Below are 16,133 nucleotides of genomic sequence, written 5' to 3' on the forward strand. Positions count from 1 at the left end.
AGATTCCTCTCTGCACGCGCGCGTCAATTCAATCAGCGTTCTGCTCATCCTGGTCGACGACATCTCTTCGCTGACCGATGAACGGCAGAGATTGTAACCGGGGATTCCTCGGTCCATCAGCCTGTTCACCTGCCGCGTGGATCCAGCGCTCCACAGCACGACGCAGCCCACCCTGACAACGGCGTTCCAGACGCACAACAACCAGGCCGAGGGCTTTGCTGGCCAGAGCTTCCATCACGGAAAGCGGCAGTCGCTGCAGCGGGTGCCGCTCAGCAATGGCCAGAGCTGCTGTCGCCTCAGCATCCAGCCGTTGATCACGCGGTGTCAGCACAGCTCGGCATTCGAAGCGGACCACTTCCTGCACAGCGCCGAGCCCCTTCAGCTGACAATCCTCAAAATCGATCCGAAGGCATCTGTGCTGCCAGACCGCCTGGAACACCACCACCGGCCTGATCTCGAACTGCAGCACCCGGAACGGTCTGGATTGGTAGAGGAACCTTCCCTGACCGAGTGGTGTCATGCGCTCACGGCTGAGCAGAGCCGCCATGGTGCGCTTCGGTTTCTGCAGAAACCTCTCCAGACTGTCCAGCTCACCCCCCGGGAGGTCCACCGAGCAGCGGTGGCTGCGCTCTGCCAGCGTCTGGAAGCTCATCCCGTCTGCATACGATTGTGAGCTTTGAGCGGCATTCTGCGATGGATGATCGGGTTCGACAGGAGCGGGACAGCCTGGGGCCCGTCAGTGTTCCTGCCGGCGCGCTCTGGGGTGCGCAGACCCAGCGCTCCCTCAGAAATTTCGCCATCAGCGATGAACGGATGCCGGCAGAGCTGATCCATGCCCTGGCCCGGATCAAGCAGGCCTGTGCCCTCGTCAATGCCGAGATGAAGGTTCTCGATACCGGCAAGGCAAGCGCGATCGCTGAGGCCGCGGGTGCCATCGCCAGCGGCCTGCACGACGAACAGTTTCCGCTCAGCGTCTGGCAGACGGGAAGTGGAACCCAGACGAACATGAACATGAACGAGGTGATCAGCAACCTGGTGTCCCGCCAGAACGGCGAGCCGCTGGGCAGCCATCTCCCGGTTCATCCGAATGATCACGTCAATCGATCCCAGTCGACCAACGACGTGTTCCCTGCAGCGATCCATGTGGCAGCCGCCCTGCGGCTCCAGCAGGCATTGCTTCCGGAGCTGGATGCACTGATCGGAGGGCTGAACGACAAGGTCCAGGCCTGGAGCGACATCGTCAAGATCGGTCGCACCCATCTCCAAGATGCGGTTCCGCTGCGACTCGCCGATGAGGTCTCCGCCTGGCGGGATCAGCTGGGGCAGGCACGCCGCAGCCTGGCGGACTGCCTGCCGGAGCTGCAGCAGCTGCCGCTGGGAGGAACCGCCGTGGGCACCGGCTTGAACGCTCCGGCGGGATTCGCCGCCGCGGTGTCGATCGAACTGGGCGGGCTGGTCGATCTGCCGCTCGCTCCGGCGCCGAATCTGTTTGCCGTGATGGCCGGTCACGATGCCCTGCATCAGGCCATGGCCCAGCTGCGACGGCTTGCGTTGGCACTGCTGCGCATGGCCAACGACATCCGCCTGCTGGCCTGCGGGCCGCGGGCCGGTCTTGGGGAACTGCTGCTCCCCGCCAACGAACCGGGAAGCTCGATCATGCCGGGGAAGGTGAATCCCACCCAGTGCGAGGCACTGGCGATGGTCTGCACCCAGGTGATCGGCCTGGACGCTGCCGTCGCAGCCGCGGCCTCAGGAGGACATCTGCAGATGAATGTGTACAAGCCCCTGATCGGCTTCAATCTGCTCAAGGCGATCACCCTGCTGACGGATGCCTGCCACTGCTTCCGGCTGAATCTTGTGGAGGGCATGGAACCGGACAGGGCACGCATCACCGCCCTGGTGGAGAGCTCCCTGATGCTGGTGACCGCCCTCACCCCTGCGATCGGATACAGCAAGGCCAGTGCCATCGCCCAGCAGGCCCATCGCGAGGGTCTCAGCCTGCGGCAGGCGGCCCTCGCCTCAGGTCATCTGGATGGCGAGACCTTTGATCGCCTGGTGGATCCGGTGGCCATGGCAACGCCGGAGCGCTGATCTCAGGCCGCCCGTTCCGTCGCCGGGTTCAGCTCGCCGGCCTGCCTGAGCAGATCATCCGCTTCCGCCACAGGGAAACGGTTGATCGCCCGCAGGGCCTGACGGGCCTTGCTGCGCAGCTGCTCGCTGATCGCCTCGCAGTAGGGAACCTGAGCCAGCAGATCGACCGTTCTGCGCATGATGCGCACCACATCACCCTCATCCAGGGAGGTGTTGGCGATCAGATCGGTCCAGTCGGTCCCCCTCGCCCAGGCCTCCACCAGTCCCATCAGCTCCGGCTCCCACCAGGCGGGGACCACCACGGAACGACGCTCCTGAGCCCGCAGCAGCTCGCGCCGCAGCCCGCTCAGATCATGCAGGGCCTCCTCCGCTGCCGGCGGTGGCGGAAAGCCACTCCAGAGATCCGGTCGGTTCACCTCGGTGCTGATCGCCTCGAACACCGCCGCAAGATCAGGCGGCTCGAGATCATCGAGGTGTCCGCTCATCAGAGCCAGTCCAAGCCAGAGTTCGTTGTCGCCGCGCAGAGCCGCGACGGTGCGTCCGATCTCGGTCGGCTCGAGATCATCGAGGCAGCCGAACTGCTGCAGGATCTCCAGCAGGGACAGGAAGGTCTCCCAGTGTCGGTTCGCTCGGTGATGCAGCAGCCGCTGTCGTTCCTCGATCTCCTCTTCCAGCTCTTCCATGCGGCGGCGGTGCTTCTTGAGCTGCTTGCGATCCCCCCACCGATGCGCCGGATGCTGCTCCTGCTCCTGTTCGAGGGCCTGTACGAGCCTGGCCTGCGTGAGCACTTCGCCGGCCAGGTCGTACTGGGGAGTGGTCATGTCATGACGGCCGGCCATATGAGCCACGGCCAGGGCCAGTCCTCCGCTCTGCTGATCCCCATGGCGCAGCTCACCGCCACGCTGCAGTTCCGGCACCATCACGCTGTCCACCTGCAGGCAGCTCAGCTCGGCGTGGAGGCTGACCACCGCCTGGCAGGGCACCAGCAGCCACAGATTGTCGTCGGTGAGGCAGAGCAGCAGCGGGAACTGACCCGGACCGTTCACCTTCTCGACGATCACCGCCGGGGTGACCCGGCCGCGCAGCTGGGGTGACTTGAGGCTCACCAGGGTGCCGGTGCTGGCGAACTGCAGCGCCAGGGTGAGCTCATTGGCCAGGGTCTCCTCGGCCTGCTGCTGGAGGATGCGCAAAAGGCGCCGCTCTTCCCGCAGCCGGCCCCGCAGCTTTTCGTAATTCTCGAAGTCCTCCCAAGGCACGTCTCCGGCGACCCCCTCCAGCTGACCGAGCTGCAGACGCAGCTGAGAAAGGATGTCCTCCTCCTCCACCAGATCGAGACTGGCCAGGTAGCGGCCGAAGCTGCGCTCCACCAGTTCCCGCGCCTTGTCCAGGTCATGGCGCTGGAGCAGGTTGAGCACCATGCCGTAGCTGGGGGTGAACTGGCTGACCAGCGGATCGGCGGGACTGGTGGCCAGATGTCCCGCTTCGCGGACGCCCTCGAAGCGACTCTGCACGGTCACCACGTAGCCGCGGGAGTCGAGACCGCGCCGCCCGGCCCGACCGGCCATCTGCAGGAACTCACTGCCCATGAGCGGACGATGCCCCCGCTCGGTGCGCTTGGACAAAGCGGAGATCACCGTGCTGCGGGCAGGCATGTTGATGCCCGCCGCCAGGGTCTCGGTGGCGAAGACCACCTTCACCAGGCCCTGCTGGAACAGCTCTTCGATCAACTCCTTCCAGGCCGGCAAAACGCCGGCGTGGTGTGCGGCGATGCCACGCAGCAGGGCATCCGCATGCAGGCCGTCCCGCACGGCCTCGGGGTTGGCCTGGCTGTAGGCGGTGAACCGCTCGCGGATGCGGGCCTGCTCCTCGGGGCTCACCAGACACTGCACCCCCAGATCCCGCACCGCTTTGTCACAGCCCCGGCGACTGAAAATGAAATAAATGGCTGGGAGCATGTCCCGCTCCGCCATCTGAGCGACCACGAAACTGATCGGAGGCGGTTCCGGCTGGGGCGGCTTGGGGGAACGCCCCTTGCGTTTCTGCCCCTTGGGAGCCCTCCAGACCTTGCAGTTGGGATGCAGACCGGTTCCCTGTTCATTCAGGAGAGGATGCAGACCCTTGGCACTGCAGAAGCTGAACTGCAGCGGCACCGGGCGGTGATCACTGATCACCAGCTGCGTTGGACCGTGAACCTTCTCGATCCAGTCGGTGAGCTGACCGGCGTTGGCGACGGTGGCCGAGAGCGCCACCAGTTGCACGGGAGGGGGGCAATGGATGATCGATTCCTCCCAGACCGTGCCGCGCTGGGAATCGTTCATGTAATGGCATTCATCCAGAACGACCGCTTCCACATCCGCGAGGGGGTCGTCGTGCTCATCGGCCTCGGCGTAGAGCATGTTCCGGAAGATCTCCGTCGTCATCACGACGATCGATGCCTCGCGGTTCACGCTGAGATCACCGGTCATCAGGCCGACGTTCTGCTCCCCGAACTGATCGCGGAAATCGCGCAGTTTCTGGTTGGAGAGCGCCTTCAGAGGTGTGGTGTAGAAGACCTTCTGGCCGTGAGCCAGGGCCCGATGGATCGCATATTCACCGACCAGGGTCTTGCCCGATCCGGTGGGAGCGCTGACGACGACGGAATGCCCCTGGTTCAGGGCATCAATGGCCTCCAGCTGGAAGCCGTCCAGAGGGAAGGGGAAGATGCCCGCCAGATCGAGTGGGGCTGGCCCTTCAGCGCCGGGGTCAGTCGTAGGCGGCGCCGTGGATGTCATGGGCGGATCTTAAGGAAGGACAACCCCGCGGCCCAGCTGGCACTCAGCGGCTCGAGCCGTTAGAAAGGTTCGGTCGCCGTAAAGAATCATGACAACTCTTGACCTGCTGACCGTTCTGCTGTCCATGAGCCTGGCCTGCAGTGCGCTGTGGCTCTACAAGCTGATCGCCAGCGAACCCTCCCGCAGCTGAGTTCAAGCAGCGCTGACGAGCGAAGGCCTTAAATTTTCTTTCAGGAGTTGTATGCATCCTTGCTGATTGATTCAGCAGTGGAACATCATTCTGTTGTCGTGTTCATCACAAAAAAACCATGCAACTTTATCTGGCTGATATCCAGTTCGATGACATCGACATGCAGAAGGCGGCCTATGCCCAGTTCGTCGAACTCTGGGAAAGTGGTGCCATGGCAAAGGAAGACAAGTTCGAAGGTTTTGAACTGCTGTTCCGCGTTCATGCTCCCGGCGAAGGCCGCGTCGTGGTGCTTTGTCGCGCAGAAAGTGACAAACAGCTGTTTGCCCACTTCGCACCCTGGCGTGCTCAGTTCGGCATGGTTGTTGAATTCACACCGGTGATCAGCTGCCAGAACGTCGTTGATTACCACAAGGAACTCTTCGCCAAGCTCGCCGGCTGATTCAGCCGTCTGACGGCTCCGACCGACGCCAGCTCGCTGCAAGGCCACTGCCGATCAAGCAGTGAATCACCGCTGAAATGGCCCCAGGCAACGCGGTGATCGGGCTGGCGAAACCACCGCTTCGGGCCAGCACCACCGCCAGTCCTGAATTCTGCATCCCTACTTCGATGCTGATGGTGCGACGCACCGGCACCGGCTCACCCAGCAGTCGCGGGATCAGATGCCCGAGCAGGAAACCGCCGCCATGCAGCAGCAGGCAGGCCATCAGCAGTCGCGGCCCCTGCTCGATCAGAGCAGCCCGTTGGCTGCCCACGATGCTCGCCACGATCATCACGATCATCACCACCGCCAGGGGTGGCATCACAGGCTGAACACGCCGGGCCACCCGCGGGAAGCCCTGCTTCAGCACCACCCCCAACGCCACCGGTAACAGCACCACCTGCACCACCTTGAGGAACAGGGTCCATCCATTCACCGGCACGTACTGACTGGCCAGCAGTTCCGTCAGCCGTGGGGTCAGCACCACAGCCGCCAGCGTGCTGAGCGTGGTCATCACCACGGAAAGGGCCACATCCGCACGGGCGATCAGCGCCACCACATTGCTGGCGGTCCCTCCGGGACAGCACCCCACCAGGATCAGCCCGACGGCCAGCGGCGGAGACAGCTGCAGCCCCCAGGCCAGGGTCGCCGCAAGGCTGGGCATCACCAGAAACTGAGCGGCCAATCCGATGAACACCGGCCGTGGCCGCTGACCCACCCGGAGAAAATCCTGGGGCGCCAGTCCCAGGCCCATCCCCAGCATGATCACCCCGAGCCCCAGCGTGATCAGCGGACCGCGGAACCAGATGAACAGCGGAGGCCAGAGCAGGGCGACCACCGCGCCGAGCAGGGTCCAGAGCGGGAACAACAGCGTGAAGCGCTCCGGAGACATCCGACTGAATTCGAAACCACCATCTTCCGGTGGAGCAGCGCGCAGACTGAACCGATGACCCAAGCCGAGCCGGCCAGACGTCGTCGCCTGCGCACCTGGTGTCCCGGGGCGGAAAGCTGGCAGCTGCGCCACGCGGCCGAGGGGGGTGAACCGCTGCTCGATCTGGCGAGCAACGACTACCTCGGCCTGAGCCGTCATCCGGATCTGATCCAAGCGGCCACCGCCGCCCTGCGGACGGAAGGGGTGGGAAGCGGAGGCTCAAGGCTGGTCACCGGCAGCCGACCCGGCCATGACGACCTTGAGCAGGCCCTGGCCGACTGGCTCGGCCGCGATCGGGTGCTGCTGTTCCCAAGCGGCTTCCAGGCCAACATCGCCGCTGTCGGCGCCCTGGCGAACCGACGCAGCACCGTCCTGGCGGATCGGCTGATTCACCACTCCCTGCTGGTGGGAGTTCAGGCCTCCGGAGCACGACTGCAGCGCTTCGCTCACAACGACCTGGCTGATCTCGAACGCCGTCTGATCAACCTCAGCGGCGATGAAGCACCGCTGGTGATCAGCGAGAGCCTGTTCAGCATGGAAGGAACAAGCCCCGATGTGGAGGCGCTGGCCCGACTCTGCTCCCAGCACGGAGCCCGGCTGCTGATCGATGAAGCCCATGCCCTCGGTGTGCTCGGGATCGGCGGGCGTGGCCTCTGCCACGCCATGGGGCAACCGGTGGATCTGATCAGCGGCACCTTCGGCAAGGCCTTCGGCAGCGGTGGTGCCTTTCTGGCCGGTGATGCCGCCATGGGCGAACGCCTGCTGCAGACCAGTGGAGCTTTCCGCTACACCACGGCCCTGGCGCCGCCGCTGGTGGCCGGAGCCCGCGCAGCCCTGGATCTGCTGCAGAGGCATCCGAACTGGGGACAGGAGCTGCTGCAACGCTCCCGGCGCTGGCGGGATGCCCTGCAACAAGCCGGCTGGTGCCGCCCCCGTGGAGACGGCCCGGTGCTGCCGCTGCTCATCGGTGATGACGCCTCAACCCTGCAGCATCAGGAGCAGCTGGAGGCACAGGGACTGCTGAGTATCGCGATCCGTCCCCCCACGGTTCCGGAGGGAACCGCACGGCTGCGGCTTGTGCTGCGCAGGGATCTGCCGCAGGGAAGCCTGGAGCGACTGCTGGCGGCCCTTCCCAGCCCATGAACCAGGCCATCACGATGCACGGGTGGGCCGGTGACGCCTCGAACTGGCGCCACTGGCGAGAGGAGCTGATGGCTCTGGGCTGGCACTGGAGTGATGGAGAACGGGGCTACGGCAACCTGCCCCCCCGATCCCCGAGCTGGCATCCGGAGCCCGGGCGCCGTCTGCTGATCGCTCATTCGCTCGGTCTGCACCTGCTGCACAGCTCCGTGCTGGAGACGGCGACCGACGTGGTGCTGCTGGGCAGTTTCGGACGCTTCGTGCCCAGCGACCGTGCTGGACGAGCCATCCGGGCAGGTCTGGCCGGCATGGCATCGGCCCTCGGCAGCAGCGAGGAGAGAGGAATGCTGGAACGCTTCCTGACTCGGGCCGCCCAGCCTCTGCCGCTCTCGGCCCTGCCGCCGTCATCCCTCCTCGAGAGAGTGACCGCCGCCGGTCGCCACAGGCTGGCGGCGGATCTGACTCTGCTTCAGGAGTGTTCAGCACTGCCGGCCGCCTTCCCTGCCAACGCCAGAGTGCTGGTGGTGCAGGGGAATCTGGATGCCATCGTGCCGGCCATCAGTCAGCAGCAGCTGACCGCTGCTCTGCCGGGAGACCGGATCGAGATCGTGACGCTGCCGGACTGGGGACATGCCCTGATCAACCTGCCGGTGCTGGCGAGGGTGCGGGCCTGGCTGGAGCAGGGCCCATGAACGCTGCCTGGAGCCGCAGGGTGCTGGAGACATTCGACGCTTCAGCACGCCGTTACGACGCTCTGGCGACATTGCAGCAGGCCATGGCCCTGCGCCTGGCGGAACATTGCCGACGCACCGACATCGTCAGCGGCTTCTGGGTGGATCTGGGCAGCGGCACCGGTCAGCTGGCCGAGGCTCTCGAAGCGATCCGACCGGGCCAGACCGTGCTGCGGGTGGACGGCAGCGCCGCCATGCTGCGCCAGCATCCCGCCACCGCCGCCACCGAACGGTTTGACCTGAGTTCAGGGCTGCCGCTCTGGTCACGACCACCGACGCTGCTGGCCTCCAGTTTTGTCCTGCACTGGCTGCCCGAGCCGGAACGACAGCTGCGGCGGTGGTGGAACGCTCTGGCTCCGGGGGGTGTCCTGGCCCTGAGCGTTCCGATCCGAGGCAGCTTCCCGCAATGGCATGCCGCAGCGACAGCAGCAGGGGTGCCCTGTACGGCGCTGCCGTTACCGGACGGTGAGCAACTGCTGGAAGCCATTCCTGGCTCGGCGATCCATCTCCAGCGTCAGTTGCTGTTCACGCAGAGTGCATCCGATCCCCTGCGACTGCTGCGACCGATGGCGGAACTCGGTGCCGGCACCACCTCCGCCCCGCAGCTTTCGGCCGCAGCCTGGCGGCGCCTGCTGAGGGCCTGGCCGCAGGCCGGCGGACGATCATTCAGGCTGAGCTGGCGGATCCTGCTGGTGCTGCTGCGCCGATGACGTCTTCCCCCATGCGGATCGTGGTCTGCGGCACAGACACCGACGTCGGCAAAACGGTGGTGAGCGCCTGGCTGGTGCAGGGGCTTCAGGCCACCTACTGGAAACCGGTGCAGAGCGGACTGGACGAAGGAAGTGACCGGGATCGGATCTGTCAGCTGCTGAACCTCCCACCCGAGCGATGGCTGCGCGAGGCGTACGCGTTCCGCCGGCCCCTGTCTCCCCACTGGGCGGCCGAATGCGACGGCGCGGAGCTCGATCCCGCCTGTCTCGGCCTGCCGCCCTGCAACGGCCCCCTGGTGGTGGAGACCGCCGGAGGGCTGATGGTGCCGCTCAACCGCTCCTGGCTGCAGATCGATCAGCTGCAGCGCTGGCAGCTGCCGGTGGTGCTCGTCGCCCGCAGTGGACTGGGAACGCTCAATCACACCCTGCTGAGCCTGGAGGCCCTGCGGCACCGGGGCATTGCCGTTCTCGGACTGATCCTCAACGGCCCTCCCCATGCCGACAATCCCGGCACCCTGGAGCAGTTCGGTGGAATCCCGGTGCTGGCGCAGCTGCCACCCCTGAATCCGCTCGATGCACACGCTCTGGACCGCCAGTGGCGGCAGCAGGGCCTCAGCACTAAATTCCGACAGCTTCTTGCTCCCGCTCGCTCATGAACGGTCGTCAGTCCTTGGTGAGTGGGGTGGTGCTTCTCCTCTGCGTCGGTGTGCTCGTGCTGTTCACCGATATCGAAGTTCAGGTCATCCGCTGGCTGAACTGCGGACCGTTCGCCACCGAGAGTGAACGCTCCACGACCGTCTGCCGCTGAACAGTCTGCCGCTGAACAGCCTGCCGCTGAACCCTCAGCCGAGCGAGCGCGATCGCATCGGACAGGTCCCCATGCGGATCGAGACGTGGCGGACCGCCATCGACAGGGGCCATCCCTGACGCAGCTGTTCATGGATCTGCTCGATGTGCGTCGGAGACCAGCCGCGCATTTCCAGCAGCACGCGGATGGACGGCCAGCCGCCTTCCGCGAACACCTGATGGCGGGGAGGTTGCGCTCCGCTCAGTCCGGAGCGAGGCCCGGCAGCAGAGACGAATCGGTTGGATGGCCGTCGGATCCGCGTCGTGGCCATCGGCAACCACCAGCGCACTGGGCCTCAATATGACAAAAGCTGAGCGAATGGCCATGACATCGGCGGGTCCACACACACGGCATCCCAACCTCTGGCCTCCCTTCACTCAGCTCGCCCGCAGCGAACCGCCGCGACGGGTCTCCAGGGCCGATGGAGCCCTGCTGCATCTCGAGTCCGGAGAACCACTGATCGATGCGATCAGCAGCTGGTGGGTGACGTTGCACGGCCATGCCCATCCCGACCTGGCGGCCGCCGTCCACGACCAGGCCAGGACACTTGAGCAAGTTATTTTCGCCGATTTCACCCACGCGCCGGCCGAACGGCTGGCGGAACGGCTGAGCGCGATCACCGGCCTGCAACGGCTCTTCTTCTCCGACAACGGCTCCACGGCGGTGGAGGTGGCGCTCAAGATCGCCTGTCAGTGGTGGGCCAATCGCGGCGAGGCGCGCCATCAGATCGTGGCCTTCGATGGGGCGTATCACGGCGACACCTTCGGGGCGATGGCCGTGGGAGAGCGCAATCTGTTCAGTGCACCGTTCGAGGACAAGCTCTTCCCGGTCGCCCGTGTGCCCTGGCCGGCCACCTGGTGGGACGACGATGCGGTGGAAGCGCGCGAAGCCGAGGCGCTGGCGGTGCTGAGCCGCACCCTGGAAACACCCACTGCAGCGGTGATCCTCGAGCCGCTGCTGCAGGGGGCCGGCGGCATGGCTGTGGTCCGTCCTCAGTTTCTCAAGGCGGTGCAGAGGCTGGTCCATGACGCCGGGGCGCTGCTGATCGCCGATGAGGTGCTGACCGGCTTCGGGCGATGCGGCGACTGGTTCGCCAGCCGGCGGGCCGGGCTGCAACCCGATCTGATGGCCCTGTCCAAGGGACTCACCGGCGGCTGCCTGCCGATGGGGGTCACCATGGCCAGCGAACGGATCTTCTCGGCCTTCATCGGCAGTGATCCTTCACTCACCCTCTGGCACGGCCACAGCTTCACCGCCAACCCCCTGGGCTGTGCGGTGGCCAATGCCAGCCTCGATCTGCTGGAGGTGGAGCCGCAGCGCTTCCTTGGATTCGAGGCCCGCCATCGCCCGCATCTGCAGGCACTGAGCCGGCACCCGCGCGTCGACCACTGCCGCCTGATCGGCACCCTGGCGGCCTTCGACCTTGCTGTGGAGGGAACAGCGGGCTACCTCAACCCCGCGGGGCCAACCGTCAAGCGCATCGCCATGGAAGCGGGCGTGTTCCTGCGGCCGCTCGGACAGGTGGTGTACCTGCTGCCTCCGCTGTGCATCACGGATGCGCAGTTGGAGCAGTGCTATGCAGCGATCGGCAAGGCCCTCGATCAGCTCTGACTCAGGGCCCGGCCTGGATCGCCGCCTCCACATCCGCTCGCGACAGGCCATAGGGGAGGGAGCAGACGCGATCGGCCTGATCCGGGCGCTGCCAGGCCACCCGCAGATCCTCCCTCTCCAGCTGCAGCTCTGCGGTCCACTCGGGCGTGACCAACGACCAGAGACAGGGATCGCCATCAACCCTCGAAGCCCCCAGGGAATCCAGCCACTGCTCAAGCGCCCGGATGGAGTGCTGATTCAGCGGTGTGGTCTGCGGTGGCAGGTCTGACATGCGATGGCGGGGCTGCGGCGTTGTCCCGAGTCTGCTCATCCGTGAGCCAGCCCGGTGAGACCTGCCAGTCACGTCCCTGCAGGGCCGCCACACCGAGCCCGAACACGAGGCACACCAGCAGCGCCAGCGTCAGCAGCACCAGCGAGAACCACTCACCGCCGGAGAGGGGACGCCGCTCCCCGATCCCCTGCCAGCTGTCCCGACGGTCCGGAGCGGCCGCCAGCGGAGCGATGGTCCGTTTCAGCCGCTGTTCGTCGTACAGGCGACGTCGCGCGGGATCCGCCAGCAGCTCATACGACTCACGCAACTGCTGAAAGCGCTGCGCGGCCAACGCGGCGGGAAGTGCTGTGGTGTCCGGATGCAGAGTTTTGCTCTGACGACGGAAGGCCTGGCGCAACTGTTCCGGATCGGCCCGGACGGACACCCCGAGCCGTGCGTAGTGACAGGAGGGCGTCTCCGGCACGGTGGGTTCGGCGGCGATTCAATCTAGGAACAGTCGTGCTGATGGTTGATGCCTGACCCCTCCAACCCGGGAGCGGAGCTCTGGCAGGTTCTGGACTGGACCCCCACGCCAGAGCAACAACAGCAGTTCCTGACGCTGCAGGAGCTGCTGCGGGAATGGAACGGCCGCGTCAATCTGACCCGGCTTGTGGAAGGCGATGACTTCTGGATCAACCAGGTCTTCGACAGCCTCTGGCCACTGGGCAGGGAGCTGCAGCAAGCCGACCGGCCGCTGAACTGCATCGATGTGGGCACCGGCGGAGGCTTCCCCGGCCTCGCCGTGGCGATCGCCCTTCCCCATGCGCGACTCACCCTGGTGGATTCGGTCGGGCGCAAGACGGCGGCCGTTGCGGAGATGGCCCGATCCCTCGGACTCTCGGAACGGGTGAGCGTGCGCACCGAGCGGGTCGAAACCACCGGACGAGACAGGCGCTGTCGAGGCATGTTCGACCTGGCCATGGCACGGGCGGTGGCCGCGGCACCGGTGGTGGCCGAGTATCTGGTGCCGCTGCTGCAACCGAGCGGCCAGGCCCTGCTGTACCGCGGTCAGTGGAGCGAGGCCGACGGCCGGGACCTGCAGGGGGCCCTGCGGGATCTGAAGGCGCGGATCACAGAGGTGCAACAGCAGCAGCTGCCAGGCGATCGGGGCATTCGCCACCTGCTGCGGCTGCAACAGGACGGTCCCTGCCCGTCAGGCTTCCCCCGCGCTGTGGGCGTGCCCGGCAAACTGCCGCTGGGGAGTTGACGTCGGTCGTCAGACGCTGATCAGACGACGCTGCGGCTCACCGGCGAGGCGATCACGCAGTCGCCGCAGCAACGAGGGAATGCGATCACGCCAGGGACTCGTCCCCAGCACGGAGCGCAGGTCCTGCTCGCTGACATCCGCGTCGAGGGGATCGGCGTTGGCGCCGGGGAACCAGTGCCCCCCCTGGCCGAGGAGTCGGTAGCGCGCTCTGGCGTACTGCTCCAGATCCCAGGCCTCAAGCAGGTTATGGAGCCAGAGCAGCACGGGCAGATTGATCTCCCCGGGGGTCTGCTGCCAGCTGGGCAGGCCCACCTGCCAGCTGGAGAGCCAGTCAGCACCCAGGCTTGAGAGGGCGGCGGCCTGCAGCCGGGCATGCACCGGTCCGATCAGCTCGGCGGCATCCGGAAGCCTCTGCACCGCTTCGAGGTGCCGATCGAGATCGGAGGGACGCGCGGCTCCGACACTGATGGTGTGCACCCGTGGGTCACGGAGGCAGAAGAGGTCGTTGAAGACGATCGGGTGCAGCGGAGCGCAGAGTTCGAGCAGGCGATCCGAGGGGCTGTGCAGATGGCCGCCCTTGTCGGTGGGGCTGATGATGAACACCCCCATGTCCTGGCGTCGGGCGGCGTCGAGAGCCGGACTGTTGTCCTGACGGATGTAATACCAGTGAAGGTTGACGTAATCGAACGCTCCGCTGTCGCAGGCGGTCGCGATCAGATCGACGGGGCCATGGGTGGAGAACCCCACATGACCGATGCGGCCGTCCTTCTGCCAGCGGCGCACCACCTCCAGACAGCCCCCGGAACGCAGCGCCAGATCGAGATGCCGCGGTTGATTGATGCCATGGATGGCCAGCAGCTCCAGACGATCGCGACCCAGCCGCTCGAAGGTGAGGGAGAGCAGATCCTCGAACTCTTTGGGATCGTCGCGCGGTGGAACCTTGCTCTGCAGGATGCGGTGCGGATCGGGAATGTCCGGCAAGGCCCAGCCGAGCTGCCGTTCCGAGCTGCCGTAATGGCGGGCGGTCTCCACATGGTGAAAACCATGGTCCACGGCCCGCTGAAGCGTGAGCAGCAGATTGGTCTGGGAGGCATCGGTGATCTGTTCAGCAGGCAGGTCACTCCAGCTCTGCTGAAACCGCATGCCACCGAGGGAGAGCACGGGCATCGGCAGCTCGGTTCGCCCGAACCGCCTGGTGGGCAGCGGGGTGCTCACGCGGTGTGTCTCGGCTTGATGCGACGCTTGCGCACCGCTGAAGGCATGCCCAGCGGCTGGAGGTGCTGACAGGCCAGCTGGTCACGCAGCTCATCGAGTTCCTCGAAGGGAACCCAATGGATGCAATCCACCGGACAGGTGTCGATCGCCTCCTGAATCCGCTCGCTGCTGTCACCGTCCTGACGGATGGCACGGGAGCGCCCGAAACTCGGCTCCACCACGAAGGTGTTGGTGGCGACATGGGCGCAGTAGCGGCAACCGATGCACACCGCCTCATCCACCCAGACCGCCCGCTCCCTCAACGCTCCACCCAGCATCGGTTCGCGACCGCTGGGGGCGTCCGGGAGCTTGGACGGTGCCTTAAAGGCGAGAGATGGATCAGTCAGGATCAGGCGTCCCAGCGCGTGACAACCAGCTCGATGGAGCCGTCCTGGGCGTTGGTCTGCTCGGCCACCTGAAAGCCTTCACGCAGGGAAGCTGCCAGCACGGTGTTGAGGGCATAGCGCTGGGTGAGCTGCGCCAGGAAGCGTTCAACAGGAATCCGCTGCTTCCAGAGATCCAGATCGGTCACCAGCTCAAAGGCTCCGGTCGAAGCATTCCATCGGAAGCCGAGGTCGCCCCCCTGATCCATGGTCACCGCGAGATCCGCCGTGACGGTCTGGCCCCGGTAACCGCGCACCGGGCGTTGACCCTTCTCAGGAGCCAGACCCAGATCCTCGAGGGCCTGAACCAGGGGCTCGATCTGACGCAATTCGGTCTTGACGGTGCTGAAGTGCGACATCAGTGGAGGTGTGCGGGAAGGGTCTGGGACTGAACTTCGGGCTGGAGAAAAGCCTCACCTGTGGGTTCCTGCCGTTCGACAGTTCCGAGGGCAGCCTCCAGACTTTCGGTGAGCTGCTGACACGCCTCTCCTGCCACCCCTTCGACCCGCTCTTCGACCCGACCGTCAGGCCGGATGGTGAAGCGGAGCGTGCGTTGGGGCATGCCGAAGCCGTGTTGAGGCACGCATGCTAGTTGGGTTGCCACGGGCCTGTTGGCTCAGGCGTAACAGACCGATGGATCCCGGATCAGTGGAGAAATCCTTCTTCGATCAGGGCCTGAAGCCGCTCGATGACACCCGGGTCCTCCAGCTGTTCGAGCGCCGTGCGGGCTTCGTCCCGCACGGACGCCTCGCTGTCCTGCAACAGGGATTCCACGATGGCCTCAACGATCTCCTGCTGACGGGGAGGCACCAGCTGCTCATGGAGTCTCCCGAGGGCCCAGATGCAGTTGCTGCGGACCACGGGTTCGCTGTCGATGCGCAGACTGCTGAGCAACTGACCGGCGGCGGGATCCGCCTTGGATGCCGAGCGACTGCCGGCCTCGGCCAGGGATCCCGGACACCAGAGACGGACCGCGGCCACATCGGTCTGCAGCGCCTGCATCAGTGGATTCAGCACCGGCGCGTCGGGGTAATTGCCCAGGCTCCAGGCCGCCGCCTTGCGGACATAGGCGTTGCTGTCGATCTGAAGCAGTTGCAGCAGCGGCTGCACAGCCGGAGGTGAAGGGTTGCGTCCTAAGGCATAGACGGCGCTCATCCGCTCAACCGGGCAGGGACGTTGCAACAGGGGCAGCAGCAGTGGCACGGCCCTCGGGTCGCGGTGCTCACAGAACACCTGCAGGCCCTGCAGCCGCTGATCGTGACCCTGCGTGAGCAGGATCAGGCCCTGATCACAGGCCCTGGCCGCATCGAGCGAGTGTTCCTCTCCGTCATCGATGGCGATCGCATCCAACGGGTCTCCGTCCTGTTCCGCCGCCAGCTCCCTGGCCAGCAGCTCCGGATCGAGCGACAGGCCTGCGAGGCCCTGATCCCGTGGTGAGGCGTCGGTCATGGCAGCGATCGTAGGGCGGGCCTGCTCCGG

At 65.9% G+C, this 16,133-nt stretch carries 20 protein-coding genes; 9 read left to right on the forward strand and 11 right to left on the reverse strand.

What is annotated here, in order from left to right; all coding sequences use genetic code 11:
• Positions 1-28: 28 nt before the first annotated feature.
• Positions 29-652: a DUF1997 domain-containing protein gene (locus KR49_RS04880; RefSeq protein ID WP_052378173.1), complete on the reverse strand. Its 624-nt coding sequence runs from the start codon at positions 650-652 to the stop codon at positions 29-31.
• 41 nt (positions 653-693) lie between these two features.
• Here KR49_RS04880 and KR49_RS04885 point away from each other — a divergent pair, with 41 nt between their 5' ends.
• The gene (locus KR49_RS04885; protein ID WP_043692307.1) at positions 694-2,091 is read left to right on the forward strand and encodes a class II fumarate hydratase; all 1,398 of its coding nucleotides are present in this window, start codon (positions 694-696) and stop codon (positions 2,089-2,091) included.
• Between the two features lie 2 nt (positions 2,092-2,093).
• Here the strand turns inward: KR49_RS04885 and KR49_RS04890 are convergent, their stop codons facing one another.
• On the reverse strand, positions 2,094-4,862 hold the full coding sequence (locus tag KR49_RS04890) for an RNA helicase (RefSeq protein ID WP_043692310.1): 2,769 nt from the start codon (positions 4,860-4,862) through the stop codon (positions 2,094-2,096).
• Between the two features lie 308 nt (positions 4,863-5,170).
• Here KR49_RS04890 and KR49_RS04895 point away from each other — a divergent pair, with 308 nt between their 5' ends.
• On the forward strand, positions 5,171-5,491 hold the full coding sequence (locus KR49_RS04895) for a DUF3303 domain-containing protein (protein ID WP_043692313.1): 321 nt from the start codon (positions 5,171-5,173) through the stop codon (positions 5,489-5,491).
• A 1-nt stretch (position 5,492) separates the two neighbouring features.
• Here KR49_RS04895 and KR49_RS04900 read toward each other — a convergent pair whose 3' ends face one another.
• A complete protein-coding gene (locus KR49_RS04900; protein WP_043696840.1) occupies positions 5,493-6,422 on the reverse strand; it encodes a bile acid:sodium symporter family protein in 930 nt (309 codons plus the stop codon).
• Between the two features lie 54 nt (positions 6,423-6,476).
• Between KR49_RS04900 and KR49_RS04905 the strand changes: the two genes are divergently transcribed.
• Genes KR49_RS04905 through KR49_RS14270 form a run of 5 tightly spaced genes read left to right on the forward strand, consistent with a single transcriptional unit; the run spans position 6,477 to position 9,850 of the window.
• On the forward strand, positions 6,477-7,604 hold the full coding sequence (locus KR49_RS04905; RefSeq protein WP_043692316.1) for an 8-amino-7-oxononanoate synthase: 1,128 nt from the start codon (positions 6,477-6,479) through the stop codon (positions 7,602-7,604).
• Positions 7,601-8,293, forward strand: coding sequence for an alpha/beta hydrolase (locus KR49_RS04910; protein ID WP_043692319.1), 693 nt, complete (start codon positions 7,601-7,603; stop codon positions 8,291-8,293). Before KR49_RS04905 ends, KR49_RS04910 begins: the two co-directional genes overlap by 4 nt.
• Positions 8,290-9,042 (forward strand): methyltransferase domain-containing protein, encoded by a 753-nt coding sequence (locus KR49_RS04915; protein WP_043692322.1) that lies wholly within the window; start codon positions 8,290-8,292, stop codon positions 9,040-9,042. The genes KR49_RS04910 and KR49_RS04915 overlap by 4 nt, the downstream gene beginning before the upstream one ends.
• Positions 9,039-9,698, forward strand: a complete 660-nt coding sequence (bioD, locus tag KR49_RS04920) for a dethiobiotin synthase (RefSeq protein ID WP_043692325.1) — start codon at positions 9,039-9,041, stop codon at positions 9,696-9,698. The genes KR49_RS04915 and bioD overlap by 4 nt, the downstream gene beginning before the upstream one ends.
• A complete protein-coding gene (locus KR49_RS14270; RefSeq protein ID WP_173402129.1) occupies positions 9,695-9,850 on the forward strand; it encodes a hypothetical protein in 156 nt (51 codons plus the stop codon). The genes bioD and KR49_RS14270 overlap by 4 nt, the downstream gene beginning before the upstream one ends.
• 34 nt (positions 9,851-9,884) lie before the next feature.
• On the opposite strand, the gene KR49_RS04925 is transcribed toward KR49_RS14270, so the two are convergent.
• On the reverse strand, positions 9,885-10,160 hold the full coding sequence (locus KR49_RS04925) for a hypothetical protein (protein ID WP_052378174.1): 276 nt from the start codon (positions 10,158-10,160) through the stop codon (positions 9,885-9,887).
• Between the two features lie 53 nt (positions 10,161-10,213).
• On the opposite strand from KR49_RS04925, the gene bioA reads away from it, so the two are divergent.
• Positions 10,214-11,500 (forward strand): adenosylmethionine--8-amino-7-oxononanoate transaminase, encoded by a 1,287-nt coding sequence (gene bioA, locus KR49_RS04930; protein WP_043696843.1) that lies wholly within the window; start codon positions 10,214-10,216, stop codon positions 11,498-11,500.
• Between the two features lies 1 nt (position 11,501).
• Here bioA and KR49_RS04935 read toward each other — a convergent pair whose 3' ends face one another.
• Together KR49_RS04935 and KR49_RS04940 are read right to left on the reverse strand one after the other, a co-directional pair.
• Positions 11,502-11,771, reverse strand: a complete 270-nt coding sequence (locus KR49_RS04935) for a DUF3143 domain-containing protein (protein ID WP_156957100.1) — start codon at positions 11,769-11,771, stop codon at positions 11,502-11,504.
• Positions 11,713-12,234: a J domain-containing protein gene (locus KR49_RS04940; protein WP_253912823.1), complete on the reverse strand. Its 522-nt coding sequence runs from the start codon at positions 12,232-12,234 to the stop codon at positions 11,713-11,715. Before KR49_RS04940 ends, KR49_RS04935 begins: the two co-directional genes overlap by 59 nt.
• A gap of 48 nt (positions 12,235-12,282) precedes the next feature.
• Between KR49_RS04940 and rsmG the strand changes: the two genes are divergently transcribed.
• Positions 12,283-13,017: a 16S rRNA (guanine(527)-N(7))-methyltransferase RsmG gene (gene rsmG / locus KR49_RS04945; protein WP_043692337.1), complete on the forward strand. Its 735-nt coding sequence runs from the start codon at positions 12,283-12,285 to the stop codon at positions 13,015-13,017.
• Positions 13,018-13,026: 9 nt separating this feature from the next.
• On the opposite strand, the gene KR49_RS04950 is transcribed toward rsmG, so the two are convergent.
• The 5 genes from KR49_RS04950 to KR49_RS04970 form a co-directional block, all read right to left on the reverse strand.
• Entirely contained in the window at positions 13,027-14,184 is a 1,158-nt protein-coding gene (locus KR49_RS04950) for an aldo/keto reductase (protein WP_084188108.1), read from the reverse strand.
• A gap of 44 nt (positions 14,185-14,228) precedes the next feature.
• A complete protein-coding gene (locus KR49_RS04955; RefSeq protein WP_043692342.1) occupies positions 14,229-14,618 on the reverse strand; it encodes a ferredoxin in 390 nt (129 codons plus the stop codon).
• A gap of 2 nt (positions 14,619-14,620) precedes the next feature.
• The gene (locus tag KR49_RS04960; RefSeq protein WP_043692346.1) at positions 14,621-15,013 is read right to left on the reverse strand and encodes a DUF1257 domain-containing protein; all 393 of its coding nucleotides are present in this window, start codon (positions 15,011-15,013) and stop codon (positions 14,621-14,623) included.
• Positions 15,013-15,216 (reverse strand): DUF2997 domain-containing protein, encoded by a 204-nt coding sequence (locus tag KR49_RS04965; protein WP_043692349.1) that lies wholly within the window; start codon positions 15,214-15,216, stop codon positions 15,013-15,015. Before KR49_RS04965 ends, KR49_RS04960 begins: the two co-directional genes overlap by 1 nt.
• Before the next feature lie 83 nt (positions 15,217-15,299).
• Positions 15,300-16,103 (reverse strand): HEAT repeat domain-containing protein, encoded by an 804-nt coding sequence (locus KR49_RS04970; RefSeq protein ID WP_043692353.1) that lies wholly within the window; start codon positions 16,101-16,103, stop codon positions 15,300-15,302.
• Between the last annotated feature and the right edge of the window lie 30 nt (positions 16,104-16,133).

The organism is Synechococcus sp. KORDI-49, assembly GCF_000737575.1.
In the GTDB taxonomy this organism is placed as follows: domain Bacteria; phylum Cyanobacteriota; class Cyanobacteriia; order PCC-6307; family Cyanobiaceae; genus Parasynechococcus.

Coding starts and splice junctions, on each gene's coding strand:
- KR49_RS04905 (WP_043692316.1), top strand. CDS start 6,477: ATGACCCAAGCCGAGCCGGCCAGACGTCGTCGCCTGCGCACCTGGTGT.
- bioA (WP_043696843.1), top strand. CDS start 10,214: ATGACATCGGCGGGTCCACACACACGGCATCCCAACCTCTGGCCTCCC.
- KR49_RS04935 (WP_156957100.1), bottom strand. CDS start 11,771: ATGTCAGACCTGCCACCGCAGACCACACCGCTGAATCAGCACTCCATC.
- rsmG (WP_043692337.1), top strand. CDS start 12,283: ATGCCTGACCCCTCCAACCCGGGAGCGGAGCTCTGGCAGGTTCTGGAC.
- KR49_RS04910 (WP_043692319.1), top strand. CDS start 7,601: ATGAACCAGGCCATCACGATGCACGGGTGGGCCGGTGACGCCTCGAAC.
- KR49_RS04915 (WP_043692322.1), top strand. CDS start 8,290: ATGAACGCTGCCTGGAGCCGCAGGGTGCTGGAGACATTCGACGCTTCA.
- KR49_RS14270 (WP_173402129.1), top strand. CDS start 9,695: ATGAACGGTCGTCAGTCCTTGGTGAGTGGGGTGGTGCTTCTCCTCTGC.
- KR49_RS04925 (WP_052378174.1), bottom strand. CDS start 10,160: ATGGCCACGACGCGGATCCGACGGCCATCCAACCGATTCGTCTCTGCT.
- KR49_RS04960 (WP_043692346.1), bottom strand. CDS start 15,013: ATGTCGCACTTCAGCACCGTCAAGACCGAATTGCGTCAGATCGAGCCC.
- KR49_RS04880 (WP_052378173.1), bottom strand. CDS start 652: ATGAGCTTCCAGACGCTGGCAGAGCGCAGCCACCGCTGCTCGGTGGAC.
- KR49_RS04900 (WP_043696840.1), bottom strand. CDS start 6,422: ATGTCTCCGGAGCGCTTCACGCTGTTGTTCCCGCTCTGGACCCTGCTC.
- KR49_RS04895 (WP_043692313.1), top strand. CDS start 5,171: ATGCAACTTTATCTGGCTGATATCCAGTTCGATGACATCGACATGCAG.
- KR49_RS04950 (WP_084188108.1), bottom strand. CDS start 14,184: ATGCCCGTGCTCTCCCTCGGTGGCATGCGGTTTCAGCAGAGCTGGAGT.
- KR49_RS04885 (WP_043692307.1), top strand. CDS start 694: ATGGATGATCGGGTTCGACAGGAGCGGGACAGCCTGGGGCCCGTCAGT.
- bioD (WP_043692325.1), top strand. CDS start 9,039: ATGACGTCTTCCCCCATGCGGATCGTGGTCTGCGGCACAGACACCGAC.
- KR49_RS04970 (WP_043692353.1), bottom strand. CDS start 16,103: ATGACCGACGCCTCACCACGGGATCAGGGCCTCGCAGGCCTGTCGCTC.
- KR49_RS04890 (WP_043692310.1), bottom strand. CDS start 4,862: ATGACATCCACGGCGCCGCCTACGACTGACCCCGGCGCTGAAGGGCCA.
- KR49_RS04965 (WP_043692349.1), bottom strand. CDS start 15,216: ATGCCCCAACGCACGCTCCGCTTCACCATCCGGCCTGACGGTCGGGTC.